15 protein-coding genes and 1 pseudogene are annotated in these 16,812 nt (G+C 51.1%); 7 read left to right on the top strand and 9 right to left on the bottom strand.

The features are described 5' to 3' along the window. Positions 1–79: 79 nt before the first annotated feature. Complete coding sequence (locus NDI45_RS21775; protein WP_348248678.1) at positions 80–592, bottom strand: peptidoglycan-binding protein; 513 nt, start codon at positions 590–592, stop codon at positions 80–82. 66 nt (positions 593–658) lie between these two features. After that, positions 659–1,129 carry a peptidoglycan-binding protein gene (locus NDI45_RS21780; RefSeq protein WP_348248680.1) on the bottom strand — a complete coding sequence of 157 codons (471 nt, stop codon included), beginning with the start codon at positions 1,127–1,129 and terminating at the stop codon, positions 659–661. A gap of 953 nt (positions 1,130–2,082) precedes the next feature. On the opposite strand from NDI45_RS21780, the gene NDI45_RS21785 reads away from it, so the two are divergent. Further along, entirely contained in the window at positions 2,083–2,655 is a 573-nt protein-coding gene (locus tag NDI45_RS21785) for a peptidoglycan-binding protein (protein WP_190790042.1), read from the top strand. Here the strand turns inward: NDI45_RS21785 and NDI45_RS21790 are convergent. The 4 genes from NDI45_RS21790 to NDI45_RS21805 form a co-directional block, all read right to left on the bottom strand. Next, on the bottom strand, positions 2,652–3,794 hold the full coding sequence (locus NDI45_RS21790; RefSeq protein WP_348248682.1) for an FAD-dependent oxidoreductase: 1,143 nt from the start codon (positions 3,792–3,794) through the stop codon (positions 2,652–2,654). The two genes, NDI45_RS21785 and NDI45_RS21790, sit on opposite strands and share 4 nt — an antisense overlap. 248 nt (positions 3,795–4,042) lie before the next feature. After that, entirely contained in the window at positions 4,043–4,501 is a 459-nt protein-coding gene (gene psbQ, locus NDI45_RS21795) for a photosystem II protein PsbQ (protein WP_199296319.1), read from the bottom strand. A 123-nt stretch (positions 4,502–4,624) separates the two neighbouring features. Then, positions 4,625–5,275, bottom strand: coding sequence for a signal peptidase I (gene lepB / locus NDI45_RS21800; RefSeq protein ID WP_348248713.1), 651 nt, complete (start codon positions 5,273–5,275; stop codon positions 4,625–4,627). Between the two features lie 552 nt (positions 5,276–5,827). Beyond that, positions 5,828–6,010 carry a hypothetical protein gene (locus NDI45_RS21805; RefSeq protein WP_348248685.1) on the bottom strand — a complete coding sequence of 61 codons (183 nt, stop codon included), beginning with the start codon at positions 6,008–6,010 and terminating at the stop codon, positions 5,828–5,830. On the opposite strand from NDI45_RS21805, the pseudogene NDI45_RS21810 reads away from it, so the two are divergent. Beyond that, positions 5,945–7,235, top strand: a pseudogene (locus NDI45_RS21810) (dihydroorotase). The gene NDI45_RS21805 and the pseudogene NDI45_RS21810 sit on opposite strands and share 66 nt — an antisense overlap. Here NDI45_RS21810 and pgeF read toward each other — a convergent pair. Continuing rightward, positions 7,232–8,062, bottom strand: coding sequence for a peptidoglycan editing factor PgeF (gene pgeF / locus NDI45_RS21815; protein ID WP_348248687.1), 831 nt, complete (start codon positions 8,060–8,062; stop codon positions 7,232–7,234). The pseudogene NDI45_RS21810 and the gene pgeF overlap by 4 nt on opposite strands. Before the next feature lie 82 nt (positions 8,063–8,144). On the opposite strand from pgeF, the gene NDI45_RS21820 reads away from it, so the two are divergent. Together NDI45_RS21820 and NDI45_RS21825 are read left to right on the top strand one after the other, a co-directional pair. Next, positions 8,145–8,996 (top strand): biotin--[acetyl-CoA-carboxylase] ligase, encoded by an 852-nt coding sequence (locus NDI45_RS21820; protein WP_348248689.1) that lies wholly within the window; start codon positions 8,145–8,147, stop codon positions 8,994–8,996. A gap of 215 nt (positions 8,997–9,211) precedes the next feature. After that, entirely contained in the window at positions 9,212–10,411 is a 1,200-nt protein-coding gene (locus NDI45_RS21825; RefSeq protein ID WP_348248691.1) for a M23 family metallopeptidase, read from the top strand. Between the two features lie 7 nt (positions 10,412–10,418). Here the strand turns inward: NDI45_RS21825 and murF are convergent, their stop codons facing one another. Continuing rightward, positions 10,419–11,825 (bottom strand): UDP-N-acetylmuramoyl-tripeptide--D-alanyl-D-alanine ligase, encoded by a 1,407-nt coding sequence (gene murF, locus NDI45_RS21830; protein WP_190790036.1) that lies wholly within the window; start codon positions 11,823–11,825, stop codon positions 10,419–10,421. A gap of 396 nt (positions 11,826–12,221) precedes the next feature. Here murF and rpsU point away from each other — a divergent pair, with 396 nt between their 5' ends. After that, the gene (gene rpsU / locus NDI45_RS21835; protein WP_190504446.1) at positions 12,222–12,401 is read left to right on the top strand and encodes a 30S ribosomal protein S21; all 180 of its coding nucleotides are present in this window, start codon (positions 12,222–12,224) and stop codon (positions 12,399–12,401) included. A gap of 201 nt (positions 12,402–12,602) precedes the next feature. Here the strand turns inward: rpsU and NDI45_RS21840 are convergent, their stop codons facing one another. Further along, entirely contained in the window at positions 12,603–13,148 is a 546-nt protein-coding gene (locus tag NDI45_RS21840) for an FHA domain-containing protein (protein WP_190790035.1), read from the bottom strand. Positions 13,149–14,002: 854 nt separating this feature from the next. On the opposite strand from NDI45_RS21840, the gene NDI45_RS21845 reads away from it, so the two are divergent. Both NDI45_RS21845 and NDI45_RS21850 read left to right on the top strand, forming a co-directional pair. Further along, the gene (locus NDI45_RS21845) at positions 14,003–14,815 is read left to right on the top strand and encodes a carbon-nitrogen hydrolase family protein (RefSeq protein ID WP_190790034.1); all 813 of its coding nucleotides are present in this window, start codon (positions 14,003–14,005) and stop codon (positions 14,813–14,815) included. Positions 14,816–15,351: 536 nt separating this feature from the next. Further along, positions 15,352–16,776 carry a cation:proton antiporter gene (locus NDI45_RS21850; protein WP_190790044.1) on the top strand — a complete coding sequence of 475 codons (1,425 nt, stop codon included), beginning with the start codon at positions 15,352–15,354 and terminating at the stop codon, positions 16,774–16,776. Positions 16,777–16,812: the final 36 nt, after the last annotated feature.

Consider the following 16,812-nt stretch of genomic DNA (forward strand, 5'->3'; position numbering starts at 1 on the left):
TGATCAATAAACCCAGGTGACCGATGGAAGAACGAAAATTCCATCAAATTACGCCACAATTCCCAACACGAAATTTACATTACGAAAACGATCGAAGTGGACCGCACGCCATGCCAACAGGCTCTTCTGCCAATTTTCGCCAGGTGTTGAGGTTGACTTCACCCGTTGCACGACCGTTTACGTCAAAAATATGGTGGTCATTCTGGAAGTGGGTCACGGCTGCCCGCGTTTTTGTGCCATAAATGCCATCTACAGAACCGAGGTTGATGCCATAGAGCGTCAGAACCTGTTGCAGTCGGCGAACGATCGCCCCCGTGCTGCCCTGCTTCAGGAGTGGCAAGCCGGATACACCCTGGTTTAAGCATGCCATCATCTGAGTGCCCACAATGCCATCCATTTCCAGAAAATGACGGCACTGAAAAAATTTAATAATCCCTTCTGTCGCCAAACCAAAGATGCCGTCTTCGACTAGGAGTGCCCCTGGAAAAATTTCGCTGCTTTCAAGCCAAACATTCAGCATTGCCTGAAGCTGTTTTACACCAGAGCCTTGAGAGCCTTTTTTAAGGAGAACGGTGCTGCGAAGTGTTGTCATGATGAGATTCCTTTAATTCAAATTGGGTGGTGTTGATTCAGATAAAAAATGAGGCATGAATTGGCATTAGTCAAAGGCAAGATAAGCAGCAAGACCACTGAAGGCTGCCCAGGTTTTGTTGCCGATCACGCCATCAACGATGAGGCTCTGAGCCGTTTGAAATGCCCGGACTGCCACTTCGGTTTGAGGTCCAAAGTTGCTGTCAACTACACCTTTATAGATTCCGGCTTCCCTCAGCAGCACTTGGGCGATCGCAACCGCTTCACCTTTGCTGCTCCGGCGAATTACAGGCATTGCAGGAGGCATATTGGTTTGCAGAGCTTGCCAGGTTTTTGGTCCAACAATTCCATCCTTGCGAAGCAGCTTGCTATATTGAAAAGCTTTAACGGCTGACTCAGTTTTCGCTCCAAAAATGCCGTCTACAGAAACCATATAATCACGGCTGACTCGCTGATTAAGCAACTGCTGAAGGGTTTTTACAGCCGCACCTTGAGCACCCATTTGCAGCGTTGGATATTGAGTGGAAATCGTATTCATTTTGAATGACCTTTGTGATTGTTGAAGTGGATTACGTTTGAATCGGTCGCTGTTCCACAACAATGCAACAAGGTAAAACAAACAGATTCCGGGAAATCAAGAGTACCCTTGCGGGTGCTTATTTAAGGGCCAAAGGATGGTAGGGGATAGATTGCTTTGTTTGAGGAGATTCGCAAAAGGCTTTCTTCTGAAAAGAGTCTCTAACTTGTGCAAACCGCTCTGATTTCACGCCCAGGAGATTTCACCCCCAGACAGGCAAAATGGGTATTAGGCAAAGCAGCAACAATCGCGGCGACTCAGCAATAGGACTTTTAGAGAGTTTAATCTGACAATTTCGCCTCACTACCAAATCGATCGCAAGATTAGAAATTTCGCTCTCGATCGTCAGGACAAAATTAGGAAATTTTTAGAAAAATAAATAACGCTACTTGTAGAGTAAATTACCCAGTATTTAGGGCTACTTAAACACCATATCTAGAAGAAGCAAGTTTTTTACTATCACAAACTTCCACTTTAGCAGCTAGTCGTAACCGAAATTTCGAGTAAAGATAAAGAATATATAACAATGCTTGAAGGTATCCGAATCGCACTTGACTTCCGTTTTTCCTGGTTCGCAATTGTCCTTTTCCGATCGGATTCCAGCAAGCTCTAAGCCAGGGTTGAAACGATCGCTACTTCACTTGAGAAATAGGGATTCTGTTCAACCAACTGGAAAAATGATTGAAAAAAGGCAAGGCTCGATGGATCAGATCGAACCTTTGCCAGACTCGCTTGAGTCTCAATCTATTTCAACCCACCTTCTTAACGACCGTCTCAACCCTACTTATCAACAACACGTATCAACAGTGAGTGAGGAACCTATGAAACCGCGATTCACGACTCATTCGATTCCCTTTGATCAAGACCCAAACGTATCTTCTAAACTGAAGCAATTTAAGAGGCTCCCCCGGCGAATGTCAAGCTTTCTACGTCAGGGATTGCTGTCGATCGCGGTACTCACTGCGGTAGTTGGAGCTTCTTCCCAATCGATCGCCCAAACCCTGCTACCTAACAACACCCTGTTTCCCGGTGAGCAAGGTGCAAGAGTATTTACTTTGCAGCAGGCACTGAGGTCAGAAGGCTTTTTCGTTAGCGTCGACGGAGTTTATGGACCGGAAACCGTGAGTGCCGTGACTCAGTTTCAGCGCAGTTGCGGTCTGATTGTGGATGGCATTGCCGGACCTCAAACGAACAATGCCCTTGCTTCGGGAACCTGTTCCGGGTTCGTTCCCATTCAGCCACCCTTTATCCCGGTTCAGCCGCCCACTTCCGGCTTGCCCGTTGGTCCTTTTGTGGCAGTGATTCCGGGTGATGACCCTAGCAATTTGGCAACGGCTCGACAGGTGCAGGCAGCAGCAACTGTTCAAAGCTCCAGGAGAGGTTCGTTCATCAATGCAGGCGGCTACGAGGATCGAGAAAGAGCTGAAGCGGTGGTCGATCAGCTTCGCAATCGGCGTTTGTCTGCACGGGTCGAGTATCGTCCTTAAGAGGCAACAGCTCGAATTGTTTCAACCATCGATCGCACACTCTGAGCCGTTGCCGGAGCCAGCAAAACTCCATTGCGATAGTGCCCGGTTGCCACAATCACATTCTGGTAGCCGGGCATTGGCTCAATCACCGGAGCAGGACGCTGATGGGGACGCGGACGCAAGCCCGACCACTGCTCCACCGTTACGCCCACTGCCAGGGCAGGACAAAACTCGATCGCCCCGCTTAGCACCCTTTGCAGGCGATCGGCATCGGGCAAAATTTCACTCGCACCTGCGGAAAATTCAACCGTCGCACCCACCCAATATTCTCGATCGCCCAACGGAACCAAATGGATATCGTTTCCGGTAACAACGGGCTGAAAGTTTGGATTTCCCAATGGCTCTGCCAAACGCATTCGCACCGCCTGCCCCAGCACCGGGCGCACTTCAACCACTTTCTCTCCCGCGACTTCTGGCGATCGAACCTGCTGGAGAGACTGCAAAACAGGCGTTGACCCTAATCCTGCCGTGACAACGATCGCATCCACTGCAAATCTGCCCTGCTGAGTGTCGATCGCGTGGCAAGCACACAGTCCCGATGAAGTTTGATCCGAGGCAAACCCTGTAATCTGAGTCTCAAAATAAAACTGAACGCCGCGCCGCTGAGCTGCTTCAATCAGCATCAGGGTAAGTGTCTTGGGGTCGAGCTGGCGATCGTCCGGCGAATAAATTGCTCCCACGACACGCGGGCTGGTCACCTGAGGACAGTGCTGCCGCAGTTTGGTTAAATCCCATCGCTCCAGCCGCCACCCCTGCGATCGGCGCGTTTCAATCAGGCTATCCCAGTCAGGCTGCTCCTCATCGGCTAAACACAGCTTGACAATGCCCTTACGGTTGAATGGAATTATTGTACCCGTCGCTGCCTCTAATTCAGGAACCAGCGTTTCGTATCGCTTCAGGCTGGCCTCCCGCAAATTCCAGGCACGCCCTTTCACTTTTTGACTGATTGCCCCCATCAGCACACCCAGCGCAGCTTGCGTCGCCCCTTGAACCGGGAACTGGCGATCGATCACCGTAATTCTGAATTCTGAATTGCCGCTGAGTTCGTAGGCAGTCATCGCCCCGATCACGCCACAGCCAACGATCGCGATGTGCATTTTTACCGGAGAATGAGGAGATCAGGGGATAGGGAGATGAGGGAAGGGTGAAGAGATCAGGGGCAAAAGGGCAAAGGAGGTTTGAGGAAGTTTTTAGTTTAAGCAACGCTCGAATTACTGATTCCAAATTTATTTCAAAGCTGCTCACGTTCTCACGCCTCACCCTTGCCTCTTCTTCCTGCTTTCACTGCTGCACTCCCGACATCTTATTCTCTTAGCTCCCCATCTCCCTATCGCCTCGTCTCTTCCTAAGAAGGAATCCGCTCTACAAAAGCGTCAAAATCTTTCAACAGCTCATTGTAGTTTCGCAAGGCTTTAATCCCGTCCTGTGCCTGAGCCGCTTCGTCAATCAAAATTAGATGTTCAAACGTTTCCTTGGCGGCTGCTTCTGCTTGTTTCTGCTCAGAAGGCAGCAGATTGCGCGATAAACGGAGCATCGTAGCTCGGATTTCGCCCAGAGGACCGTGAATTAGCGATTCGACATCGTTCCATCGCTTTTGCTGAACCAGGGGCGGCAGCTCTAGCATTCGATCGCGGAAGGTTTGCAGCCGAGTGGCGTACTGCTGAATCTGGGCAATTTGATCAGAAGTATAAGTCGGAGCTTTTGCCGTTGGCGTTGGGTTGCCACAGCTCACGAGCAGGCTGGTAATCGCAACCAGAATAAGGGCAATTAATGACCGATAGCGGAACATAAGAATTTGTCTCACCGATTCGCTCTATTCAATAAGATTAAAACCAGATCCATCCTATAGCGGATCGGTTCAGCGAGACAGTAGCCTCCCGACCGGATTGCTAAAAAGCTTCATTGCCTTGATCCTTGCTTGAAAGATCTAGGGGGTAACAGGCTGTTCCGAGGGCTGATCTTGGGAAGGTTGATTTGGAGAGGGCTGATCCTGCCCCGGTTGATAATACGGTGCGGAGTCAATATCGCCAAGCCGATTGGGGGGCCAGAAGCGAAAGACTGCCCGACCAATAATATTCTCACGCGGTACATAGCCCCAGAAATGGCTATCAAAGCTGTTGTTGCGGTTATCACCCAGCACCAAATACGAATCTGGCGGCACCACTTCTGGACCCCACTGATAATCCGGTTTTGCGGCAATATATTCTTCTTTGAGGGGCTGGTCGTTGATAAAAACCGTGCCGTTCTTAACTTCAACCTTTTCTCCCGGCAAACCAATCACACGCTTAATAAAGGCATCTTTAAGTTCCGGGTTTTGCTGCCGTAGCCGATCGTTGGGCCAAAAGACGATAATGTCTTCCCGTCCAGGCGGATTAAAGCGGTAGCTAATCTTCTCTACGATCAGGCGATCGTTAACTTCCAGCGTCGGAATCATTGATTCGGAGGGAATGTAGCGTGCCTCTGCGACAAAATGCCGAATTCCTAACGCCAGCACTAAGCTAAGACCGATCGTTTTAGCGGCTTCCACCCAGGCATTTTCAGTTTGAGGCGGTACGGCGCGATTCGACTTGTACGACATTTTGAGCGGCTCCGAAGCATCTGAAGCGGGGCTAATACCCGAATCATCAGGCGAGGTGGAATGAAGATGAGGCGGAAGATTAGGATCAGGATGAGACATGGATGCTGAGATAAAAGTGATCCGATGCAGAGCAGAAAGCAGTTCAATGCAGCCTGAAATTCAGCACAATATTAAAAACACAATATTAAAGCAGAGGTTTCAAGCAGAAAATCAAGCTTGGAGCCTAAGACTGAACTTTCGTTAAGACTAAACCCTAGTTATGGCATAAAGCGGACGAAAAGTATCATAGTCCATGAAAGTTGTAAAAGGATCAACCGGACGGGATGCACCTGATAGCCCTCTTCTGCAAATTGTCTCTATAAGCTGCGTGAACGACTGAAGTATCAGGGGTTTCTGCTCACAAGCTGCCAAGACCTGCATCTGCTTAGTGGAGAATTTAATAAAATGCAAGGTTATTTCATGTTTTCCATTCTAATCGGTGAGAATAGTTGCTTTGGCTTTTTGGTTTATCTGGCTGGTTTATTTGGAGGTTCGCTTGGAGGATAGCCTGACTCATTCTGCGCCATCCTGCACGATCGCCTTCCAAAACCTGATAACACCCTGAAATTGTTCACCCTGAATTGACCTATGACTTCGCAACCTAGTTCCCTGCTCATTCGCTAAGCCCGGATTCTTCTGCCAGACGGCACGTTTACCGCCGGAGATGTCCACGTTCGCGGCAAGACGATCGCCCAAGTTGGCGGTGAAATCTCCCCTGATGATCGGGGGGAAGCGGTGCAGATCGTTGAAGCATCGGGGCTAACGCTATTGCCGGGCGTGATTGCTCCGCAGGTGCATTTCTGGGAACCAGGGCTGGAATACAAAGAAGACCTGTCTACTGCCAGCCGTGCCAGTGCTAAGGGGGGGTACCTCGTTTCTGGAGATGCCCAATACAAAGCCGCTAACCACAACTTAGGCGGCTTTGAACGGTAAGCTGAAGCAAGCATCAGAAAGATCCCTGGTCAACTACGGCTTTTTTATCGGTGCGACGGCGGAAGCATCGCCCGACCTGCTAGAGGCAAACCCTGCCTGCGGCATCAAAATCTTTATGGGATCGATGCACGGCGCGCTGTTGGTTGATCAAGAAGCGGCACTAGAGCGGATTTTTGCTTATGGCGATCGCCTCATTGCGGTTCATCCCGAAGATCAGGCAAGAATTCGATAGCGACGCGAACAGTTTGCAGGCGTCACCGATCCGGCAATTCACTCGCAAATTCAAGACAATCAGGCAGCCCTTTTCGCCACGCAGCTTGCCCTCTCTCTTTCCAAAAAATATCAGCGACGGCTTCACATTTTGCATCTCTCCACCGCCGAAGAAGCCGAACTGCTGCGCCAGGATAAACCTGCCTGGGTCACGGCAGAAGTCACGCCCCAGCACTTGCTGCTGAATACGGCTGCCTATGGGGAAATTGGCACGCTTGTTCAAATGAATCCGCCCATTCGATCGCCCCACGATAACGAAGTCCTCGGCAGGCACTCAAAGACGGCATTCTCGACTTTATTGCCACCGACCACGCCCCCCACACGCTCGAAGAAAAGGCGCAGGGCTACCCCCACACGCCCTCAGGAATGCCCGGAGTCGAAACTTCTCTGCCGCTGATGCTGACCCAGCAATGCAGAGACGCTGCACCGTGCCCCAGGTGGCAAATTGGATGTCTACGGCTGTCGCCAGGGCATACAAAATTCCCAACAAAGGACTGATTCAGCCCGGATACGATGCCGATCTGGTACTGGTCGATCTAGATACCTATCGCCCCGTCCTTCGCGAGGAACTCAAACCAAGTGCGGCTGGAGCCCGTTTGAAGGCTGGAAGCTCACCGGATTTCCCGTCATGACGATCGTAGGCGGCAAGATTGCGTACGATCGCGGCAAATTCAATCTAGATGTCCGAGGAGAAGCACTTACCTTTGACGCACCCTAAGCTGAAACAATCCCCGACCACTGAACTCTCTTCAGCCGTTCTCGCCGATAAGAAAAGAAATATTCGGGAGTTTGATACGTGCAGTAAGGGGCGATCGACACCTGCTCAGAGGCAATTCCGAGCTGCTCAAGCTGAAGCGCAATCGTCCGCCGTACGTCAATTCTGGCTCGTCCGGGTTGGGGGTCGGGCAGCAAAGGAGAATCGGGAATTTGGCTCAGCGCATTGAGCAGGCTTTCGACCTCAGCATCGGGTAATTCGCCTGCAGAACTTTCAGGAGAGACGATCGTGCTGCCAATCTGAGCAGCGACCGGAAGCGAAACTTGATAGACTTCTCCGGCAATGGCAGGACCGAGAGCAATTTTGAGATTTTGAAGCTGGCTGCCCTGCTGCTGAAGTCGCTCGATCGCTCTGGGCACAATTTGGGTGGCAGTCCCGCGCCATCCGGCATGAATCGCGGCAACCTGTCCAGTCTCGGCATCGGCAATCAACACCGGAGTACAGTCTGCCGTACAGACCCAAACCGCCTGATCGGCGTCATCACTGACAATACCATCCGCTTCGGGAAACATGGCAGAATCAGACGCGGCAACGGTTTCTAAGGGCGCATCGTCTGAAAAGGTGCGATCGATCTCTGCCGCTGTCAGCACAGTATTGCTATGAACTTGCTTAACCCGATAAACCTGAGCGGTCGGCTGTAAAACTTCTGCTAAATCTTCGGGGGCATGAACCCAAAACTGCTGTGTAAAGAAACCGTGCGACCAGTCCTTCAGCAGGCTACAGGTCAAATAAGGTAGGTCTTGCCAGGTTTGCCAGTGCCAGGTATGCATAGGAATTCCGGGGAAAAGGAGCTGGACAGCGAAACGCCTTGAGGCTAGCTTACGCCAAAATCACAAAAATTAATGGAGAACCATGACCTTCGATCGCGCCTTGCTAGAGGCAGAGCTGCATCAAATCAACCTGCCCATACCCGGAGATCTACCCAATTTCGCACTACACCTGTTCGACACCGCTGACTCCACAAATACGATCGCCTGGAACCTCCTGCAACAAACCCCTTCGCAGCCTGTCGCCGTGATCGCCCAATCCCAAACTGCCGGACGTGGGCAGCGCGGACATCAGTGGCAGTCTGATCCCGGAGGCTTGTATCTCTCTCTGGGAATGAACCTGGATCTGCCTGCGGCAAATGCAGCTCTGCTGACCCTGACCAGTGCCTGGGGAATTGCGATCGGGCTACGACAACGACAAATTCCGGTACAGCTTAAGTGGCTCAACGATCTGGTCATTGAAGGGCGCAAGCTCGGTGGCATCCTGACTGAAAGCCGAACTCAGCAGGGCCGAATTCATCAGGCAGTAATTGGCATCGGCATCAACTGGAAAAATCCAGTGCCGCATCCTGGAATCTCGCTGCAAAGGGTGTTTCAGAAACAGAATGTCCCGCCTATCCCGCCGATCGACCGAATGGAGACCCTGGCAGCGATCGTGTTACAAAGCATCCCTGCCAGTCTCACCTACTGGCAACAGCGCGACATCAACGCTTTTCTGCCTGCCTACGAATCGCTGCTCATTAACGTCGGGCGGTCGGTCAATTATCAAAACATGCCAGGTCAAGTGCTCGGAATCACACCAGCCGGAGAACTGCGGGTATTACTTCAGCCCAAAAGCGATTCTCCTGGGGGGCAACTGGGCAACAATCGAGCGATCGAGGTTTGTTTGAAGCCAGGGGACATTACGTTGGGCTATGAGGTTCCGGTAGGAGAGTAGCGAAGGGAAGGGAAGCTTGGGAACAATTTCTATCGAAAGAGCGACGATCGCTTTCACATCAGTGAATGAGTTTTACGTGAATGTGTCTCATGAGTAGATTGGGTACACAGGCGACATTCTGAAACATCTGGATTATGATGTGTCGGGAGTGCTGCACGATTTTCCTTCACTCAGCAGGACAGTTTCAACGCCGTTTGCAGCAAGGGATATCTGGAATGACAAAAAATCACCACACCAGCCGTTTTTATCAGCGTTCGCTCTGGCTCAGCGGAGCAATTTGTCTGAGCAGTATGGGGTTACTTAGTCCTAACCTTGCCGTTGCTCAAACTGCGGCAGATCTTGCTGCACCGATTGAAGCTCCGCCTGCTCCTGCACCAGAGGTTTATGCAGCTCCTGAGGTTGTGCCTGTTGAGATGGCTCCTGAACCTGCTGCCCTCGTTGCGGCTCCTGAAGTTTCAAGTGGGCTTACCCAGACCGCTCCTGAGCCCGTCGAACCACTAATTTCTGACGGAGAAGCGATTGATTCAATCGGCTCTGCTTCTGCTGATTATCAGGTTCCAGTCCTGGTAACGCCCAACCTGGCAGACACTGCTGCCGCCGCTTTTAACCCGCAGGCAGACTATATCGATACGACCGCTTACAGTCTGGGGGCAACTCGCGCCGACCAGCCAGATGTAATTTTGTCTGAGCGATCGACCGGCTGCCAGGCATTGCTGCAACCCGGTCAGGCGGCTCCTGGAAGTATTTGTCCTCCGGCTCCGATTGCAAGTTCAGATGTCCGCTATGCTTCAAGTTCGTATGCTTCAAGTTCGAGTGGGTCAGTCAGCGGCGGCTGGAATTCGGTCAGTCTAGATTACAGTGCAGGCGGTCGCACTACGCCTTCAGGACGGGAATACTACAATCTGAACGTGCGTCCTACCATGCAGCTTCGGCTGGGCAATGTCAATCTACGTTTTCCCCTCTCGATCCCGGCGGTGATTACCTCTGCGTTTGGCTGGCGAGTTCACCCCGTTACCGGACAGAGCCGCCTCCACACAGGCACAGACCTCGGCGCACCCATGGGAACCCCTGTGCTGGCTGCGTTTTCGGGTCGGGTTGAAGCAGCAGACGAAATGGGCGGCTATGGTTTAGCAATTGTCCTTCAGCACGCCGAAGACACGCAAACGCTCTATGCTCACCTTTCCGAGATGTTTGTCAAACCCGGAGAAACTGTGCAGCAAGGACAGGTAATTGGGCGCGTGGGCAGCACCGGAATGTCTACCGGACCGCACCTGCACTTTGAATATCTGAAGCGAACTCCCGATGGCTGGAGAGCAATGGATGCAAGTTCTGCTGTGGAGTATTCCTTAGCTCAGTTTGTGAAATCGCTTCAGTTAGCTCAGGCAAACGGACGCGCTCGATCATCAGCCAACTAGCAAAGAATCAGGCAGTTTGAGCTTCAGCCCAATTCGTTGACAAAACTGCCTGGCGCAATCCTTCTACGACGCGATCGAGTCCTACCGCACGAGATGCCTTAAACAGGATTCGATCGCCCGGCTGAATCAGGGCTTTGAGGCGATCGATTACTGCTTCATCGCCATCAAACTGCTCTGTTGGTACGGGAAATGCCCCGGCTGCCAGAGCTTCGCTTTCTGCGAGGTCAGCCAGAATCAGCAGATGATCCAGTTCAAGCTGCCGCACTACGGTTCCAACCTGATGGTGAAATTCAGGCGATCGATCGCCCAGCTCCTTCATAGTGCCCAGAACAGCAATCCGTCGGCTTCCGGGCGTTTGCGCCAGCAGATGCAGTGCAGCAATCATTGACTCCAGCCCTGCATTATAGGTCTCGTCCAAAATCACAATATCCGGCGGCAAAGTAAGGCGACGTGCCCGTCCCTGCGGTAGTTCTACCGTAGTGCCCTGCTGAAGTGGCTCCCAGGAAAGGTTTAACGCTTTTGCAACTGCCAGAGCTGCCAGATAATTCATCGCGTTGTGCTGTCCCGGAAGCGGGAGCGGCAATGTCATTTCGTTAACTTGTAAAGTCGATGGGTCAATCATTTGCCCAAAAACATCGCCACCCGTCAGCCCATAGGAAATTGTCTTTCCTGCCCAGAGCCGATTTGCACCTGCGGGAACTGCAAAGCAACCGGCGGTTTGCATCAAGCGCGGATTGTCAAAGTTCAAAATTGCAACTCCGTCCGCAGCCATTTCTGCAAGAAGTTCACATTTTGCGTCGGCGATCGCCTGTTCTGAGCCGAGCCTGCCGATGTGCGCTGTTCCCACATTCGTAATGACTGCTACTGTAGGACGGGCAATTTGCGTCAGCAGGGCAATCTCTCCGGCTGCCCGCATTCCCATTTCAATTACTGCAAAATCATGAGCGGGGGTGAGTTCGAGCAGCGTCTTGGGGACACCAATTTCGTTGTTGTAGTTCGCCTGTGTTTTGAGCACCTTACCCTGAGTTGCCAAAACTGCCGTGATTAGCTCTTTGGTCGTTGTTTTGCCCACTGAACCCGTTACCGCAATTACGGGAACTGCAAACTGATTTCGCCACCAGTGAGCGATCGTCTGATAAGCCTGAAGCGCGTCCCTCACAACCAGTAGTGGCAAATCAGCATCGGCTGGAGGACAGTCCGTAACAGCAGCGATCGCCCCCTGCTGCTGAGCCACTCCTAAATAATCATTGCCGTCAAACCGATCGCCCCGCAACGCGATAAACAGATCGCCAGACTGCAAGCTGCGGCTATCGGTACTGATCCGCATCGGACGCTGATGCTCAACTGCCTCTATCCGAATCGGAACTGCCTTCAACAGCGCGACCAACTCACCCAACGGCAAATGCTTAACCATGCTAAGCCTACTGAACACTGCTTCGATAAAGTAGCAGCAATCATAGTTCCCACCATCCAATTTGTCCAGTAGCCTATCCGTCGCAGTTTCCTACCCCCTTCACTCCTCACCTTCCTCTGCATCCCCCACCCTCTATACTTTTCCAAACAAACCAGGGTAAAATAACTGGTCTGGCATCTGATACGCCTTAACGCTGTTAGTTGCCGAAGCTATTCAGACTTTTTAAAATGTCTAGCAGCGATCGCAGCAGTCGTCGTTCGATTGGCACGGACTGATTTCACAGGTTTTATTCTGTCAGTCTTGATTGCTCCAGTCCTACTTGATCATGACTCGATCGCCCCAACCTTAATTCTCTTGATTGACCTCATTCACATCTTAGAAAAGGAGCAGCAAGCAATGACCCAAGTGGTCTTAGGAGAAAACGAAGGAATTGAATCAGCGCTGCGTCGGTTCAAGCGACAGGTTTCCAAGGCGGGCATTCTGGCAGATGTCAAGAGCCATCGTCATTTTGAGACTCCGCTCGAAAAGCGCAAGCGTAAAGCAGTCATGGCTCGTCGCAAGCGTCGCTTCCGCTAAAGTCTGCGGCTCTGAGATGTTATCGTGTTTGCCAAACTGGCTTGACAAAGCATCATTAATCATTCATCACTAATCATCATTGATGGTGAAACAGTAGACGGTGAGACAGTAATAGCAGGATGAGGGCACAGCAGATGTGCCCTTGTTTTGTATCTTGCGGGATGTACAAGTGGTTTGTGCGATCGATCGCTTCAGCACGACTCAATAGCAGGTCGTTTCATCGATCGCCGCGAGCTGCCTCACCTGCGAAACCAGGAAGAACTCTAGCTTGAGTCCTCCCAACTGCAACAAATCACCGTCCTGAAGCGAACAGCGTTCTGAGGGAACCAGTCGCCGATGATTAACCCGTGTACCGTTGCTGCTGCTTAAATCAGCAATATAGAACCCGTAGGTTGTCTGATACCCAATCACCGCATGGCAGCGAGAAACGAGCCGATTGACGATCGTAATCGCGCAGGCAGGACTACGACCCACAAGCCAGGTTGAAGGCTGGGGGGTGATTTCGGTGGCTTGAACGGTTGCTGCATTCGTCATCAGAAAGTGTGTATTGCCAACAGCAACTGCCTGGATATAGTAGGGCGTTCGCTGACAGCGATCAGAGGCAGCCAGAGCAGGCTGAATCAGCCGCGTCACCTCATCAAGATCATAGTTACAGTTCATCAGGAGTGCATCGAGCAAAAGCGGATGCTGCTGAAGAAAGTGAAGCGGGCTAGAAGAAGAAGCCGTAGAAGGGGGCAGGTTTGACATCATGCTCAAAATCTGTACAACCGTGGGTTAGAGCCATTGCTCCTGGCGCAGATCGCACATTCCTGATGGCAGCCGGTTTCAGTCTGCTTCCTGATTCACCCTGTTCTACTCAAGGGATAACAGAGAAACAGAGCTTGTCGTGGGTTCAAAGCAGCGTAGTGAACTATCCGGCTGATGCAAGCGGGACGTTCACGCAACCTAATTTCACGCAGCATTTAATAATGCGAAATTACAAGCTGTGGAATTACAACAACCTGACTGAGGTGCAGACTTAGACTGCAAATGAAGAAAAAATCTAGAAGTAGACCTGCACCCGAACAAACGAAGGCTGAACTTGCTTAATGACTGACTGGTTTAATGACGGGTTTACAGTACACCCTTGTTAGCTACCAAATCTTGGGAGAATTACGAGCAGGATAAACACGATAAAACCAAACACCGTCAGGACAAGTCCAGTTAAGATGCATCCTTAACCCTGACTTAACTGGATATTGACAAGATTAAATCTGATCGAATCAGTTTCGCAAGTTGCTCCCTACAAGAATTTACTGGGGCTTCACGCAGGGTTCACTAGGATTACAGAGGCTATAAATCCCTTGAAATAAACCTTTCAGAATTGTTTTGCCCAGCGGCATTCCCCGTCAATTCTTTGTGAAGCAATGGGTAGTCTAGCGGGTATGTTAGAAGAACAATTCGCCGGAGTTTAGACCAGCAGCGATACTCCGAAGTATCCGCACATCTATCCAACGTTTGAAATCATTACAACAGCCGTCGATCGGTTCCTTAAACCCATTAAACTGAGGATATCCGGGCGATCCCCACCCAACTGTCATCGTTACGAGTGGTTTTTTCCTATGAAGTCTTATCTTGCTGCGGCAGTGCAAATGAACAGTCAGCCAGACGTCGAAAAAAATCTGGCACAGGCAGAAGATTTAATCGATCTGGCAGTGCGGCAAGGCGCAGAACTGATTTGTTTGCCTGAAAATTTCTCGTTTTTGGGAGATGAGCAAGTCAAGATTGACCAGGCTGAGACGATCGCCCAGCGCAGCGAAAAATTCCTGAAAACGATGGCACAACGCTATCAAATCACACTCCTGGGAGGTGGCTTTCCGGTTCCCAGCGAAACAGGGAAGGTTTACAATACCGCTTTGCTGGTAGGTAGCAGTGGCGAAGAGCTGTCCCGCTACGAGAAGGTGCATCTGTTTGATGTCAACCTGCCCGACGGCAATACCTATCAGGAATCCAATACTGTGCTTGCCGGAATGCGACTGCCGCCCGTTTACCCTTCTAAGGAACTGGGGCATCTAGGACTGTCAGTTTGCTATGATGTCCGCTTTCCCGAACTGTATCGCCATCTTTCACAAATGGGAGCAGAGGTGCTGTTTGTTCCGGCAGCATTCACAGCTTACACCGGAAAAGACCACTGGCAAGTACTGCTTCAGGCAAGGGCGATCGAAAACACCTGCTATGTAATCGCGCCTGCTCAAACGGGCAAACACAATGCAATGCGGCAGTCCCACGGGCACGCTGTCATTATCGATCCTTGGGGCATCATTCTGTCTGATGCGGGCGATCAGCCGGGAATTGCCCTGGCGGTGATCGAGCCTACTCGCCTAGAACAGGTGCGGCGACAAATGCCTGCTCTCAATCATCGAGTGTTTGTGTAAAAAAGTCATTTGTCATCTGTGATCAGCTTACTCATGAAGGTAGGCGTAATTAACCGGAGGATATTTGGCGTTGCTGATTCGACGGATGAATTCTGTAAGGGTGGTTGCAAGCCGCCTCTAGCGCAGAACTCCTATTCGAGAATCCTATTTCCATTTAGCAATGCTATTAGGTTTAGCAAAGCCGTAACGGATCAATTTCCAGAAGCTCTAATGAAGCTCCAATAATGATGCGTTACGCTGCGCCAATCCATTTCACGAAGATGACGTTTAATCCCACGGACCTACTTAGCTCATCGCTGGTTCAACCCTTTGCAGCTCATAGCGATGCGAAGTGCAGCTTTCACAGATGACTATCATCTGGCTCATCATTAGTCCCGAACAATTAGTTCCAAACCAGTTAGTCCCAAACAACCGGTGACCCTTCACAAATGACAGTTATTCATACAGCTATTCATATTTCTTGATATCCATCCCTCCGCTGTTTTGCATTATATGAAGAACCATGTACAGTAGACTGGATGAGTTCTGCCAACGGCATGGTTGATTACGCGGCTTGGGCGATTTCTGACCTTTCAAGGCTTTCGGTTCCCGTTCTGGCAACGGCAGCGGAAGCAGAAAATTCACCCCTGGTTTTAGCAGGCGTGTTGCTGAGCCTGGTTGTGATTTATTTTGCATCTAAGCTAATTGGCGAAGTTTGCGCCCGGCTCAATCTTCCTCCAGTTCTCGGAGAGCTGGTTGGTGGCGTGGTCGTTGGCATCTCAGCATTTAATTTGCTAGTCTTTCCGCAGGCAGGCGACCAAACTTGGAACTCGCTGCTGCTTGATTTTCTGCAAGCGACAGCCGGGCTAACCCCTGACCAAACGCCTGCTGTCGCCTCTGGAATTAGCGAAGTGATCTCGGTGCTGTCTGAGTTGGGGGTGATCATTTTGCTGTTTGAGATTGGGCTAGAATCCAATCTTAAAGAACTGATCAAAGTCGGTCCGCAGGCTGCCGCGGTTGCCGTCGTTGGGGTAGCGGTTCCGTTTGCGATCGGCACTGCCGGGTTGAGCCTACTCTTTGGGGTTCCTGCCGTTCCTGCTGTCTTTGCGGGGGCTGCGCTCACAGCAACCAGTATTGGCATTACTGCAAAAGTGCTTGCCGAAATCCAGCAGCTTAGTACCAGAGAAGGTCAGATTATTATTGGTGCAGCCGTGCTAGATGATGTGCTGGGCATTATTGTGCTGGCGGTAGTGGCAAGTCTGGCAAAAACGGGTGAAATCCAGATTGGCAATGTTATTTATCTCATCGTAGGAGCCTGCGTTTTTTTGGTTGGCGCGATTTTTCTCGGACGCTTGCTCAGCCCTTACTTTGTTGCGCTGACCAACAAGATCCAGACGCGAGGCAAGCTGATTCTGCCTGCGTTTGCCTTTGCCTTAGTGTTGGCTTATGTGGGCGCAGCGATTCAGCTAGAAGCAATTTTAGGATCTTTTGCCGCCGGACTGATTCTGGCAGAAACCGAGAAACAGCACGAGATTAACGAACAAGTAATTCCGATCGCCGATATCTTTGTGCCAATCTTTTTTGTTGTGGTGGGCGCAAGAACCGATGTTAGTGTGCTGAATCCCTTCGATCCGGGCAATCGAGAAGGGCTCATCATTGCCGCGTTTCTGGTTGTGGTTGCCATTATTGGCAAATTGGTGACGGGGCTGGCAGTATTCGGTCAACCGGGAATTAATCGGCTGGCGATCGGCATTGGGATGATTCCACGGGGGGAAGTGGGACTGGTGTTTGCTGGCGTAGGATCTGCTACGGGTGTTCTTTCAGAATCACTCAATGCCGCCATTATTGTAATGGTGATTCTCACGACCTTTGTAGCTCCGCCGCTGCTGCGATCCGCCTTTCAAATGCCATCTGCTGCTCCAGAGAGTGAAAAGGCAATCGCACAAGCAGCCAACCAAGAGTCAATTCAAGATCCTCGCTAGCGGTCAGCTCAAAACGCTATGGGTGGATAAGGTTAC

It is taken from the genome of Leptolyngbya sp. GB1-A1 (assembly GCF_039962475.1).
In the GTDB taxonomy this organism is placed as follows: domain Bacteria; phylum Cyanobacteriota; class Cyanobacteriia; order Elainellales; family Elainellaceae; genus Leptolyngbya_A.

What these genes read in the sequence shown, in the direction of transcription:
- NDI45_RS21775 (WP_348248678.1), bottom strand. Translation starts at nt 592, where the DNA reads ATGACAACACTTCGCAGCACCGTTCTCCTTAAAAAAGGCTCTCAAGGC.
- NDI45_RS21850 (WP_190790044.1), top strand. Translation starts at nt 15,352, where the DNA reads ATGGTTGATTACGCGGCTTGGGCGATTTCTGACCTTTCAAGGCTTTCG.
- rpsU (WP_190504446.1), top strand. Translation starts at nt 12,222, where the DNA reads ATGACCCAAGTGGTCTTAGGAGAAAACGAAGGAATTGAATCAGCGCTG.
- lepB (WP_348248713.1), bottom strand. Translation starts at nt 5,275, where the DNA reads ATGTCGTACAAGTCGAATCGCGCCGTACCGCCTCAAACTGAAAATGCC.
- NDI45_RS21845 (WP_190790034.1), top strand. Translation starts at nt 14,003, where the DNA reads ATGAAGTCTTATCTTGCTGCGGCAGTGCAAATGAACAGTCAGCCAGAC.
- murF (WP_190790036.1), bottom strand. Translation starts at nt 11,825, where the DNA reads ATGGTTAAGCATTTGCCGTTGGGTGAGTTGGTCGCGCTGTTGAAGGCA.
- NDI45_RS21785 (WP_190790042.1), top strand. Translation starts at nt 2,083, where the DNA reads ATGTCAAGCTTTCTACGTCAGGGATTGCTGTCGATCGCGGTACTCACT.
- NDI45_RS21820 (WP_348248689.1), top strand. Translation starts at nt 8,145, where the DNA reads ATGACCTTCGATCGCGCCTTGCTAGAGGCAGAGCTGCATCAAATCAAC.
- NDI45_RS21840 (WP_190790035.1), bottom strand. Translation starts at nt 13,148, where the DNA reads ATGTCAAACCTGCCCCCTTCTACGGCTTCTTCTTCTAGCCCGCTTCAC.
- pgeF (WP_348248687.1), bottom strand. Translation starts at nt 8,062, where the DNA reads ATGCATACCTGGCACTGGCAAACCTGGCAAGACCTACCTTATTTGACC.
- NDI45_RS21780 (WP_348248680.1), bottom strand. Translation starts at nt 1,129, where the DNA reads ATGAATACGATTTCCACTCAATATCCAACGCTGCAAATGGGTGCTCAA.
- NDI45_RS21825 (WP_348248691.1), top strand. Translation starts at nt 9,212, where the DNA reads ATGACAAAAAATCACCACACCAGCCGTTTTTATCAGCGTTCGCTCTGG.
- NDI45_RS21790 (WP_348248682.1), bottom strand. Translation starts at nt 3,794, where the DNA reads ATGCACATCGCGATCGTTGGCTGTGGCGTGATCGGGGCGATGACTGCC.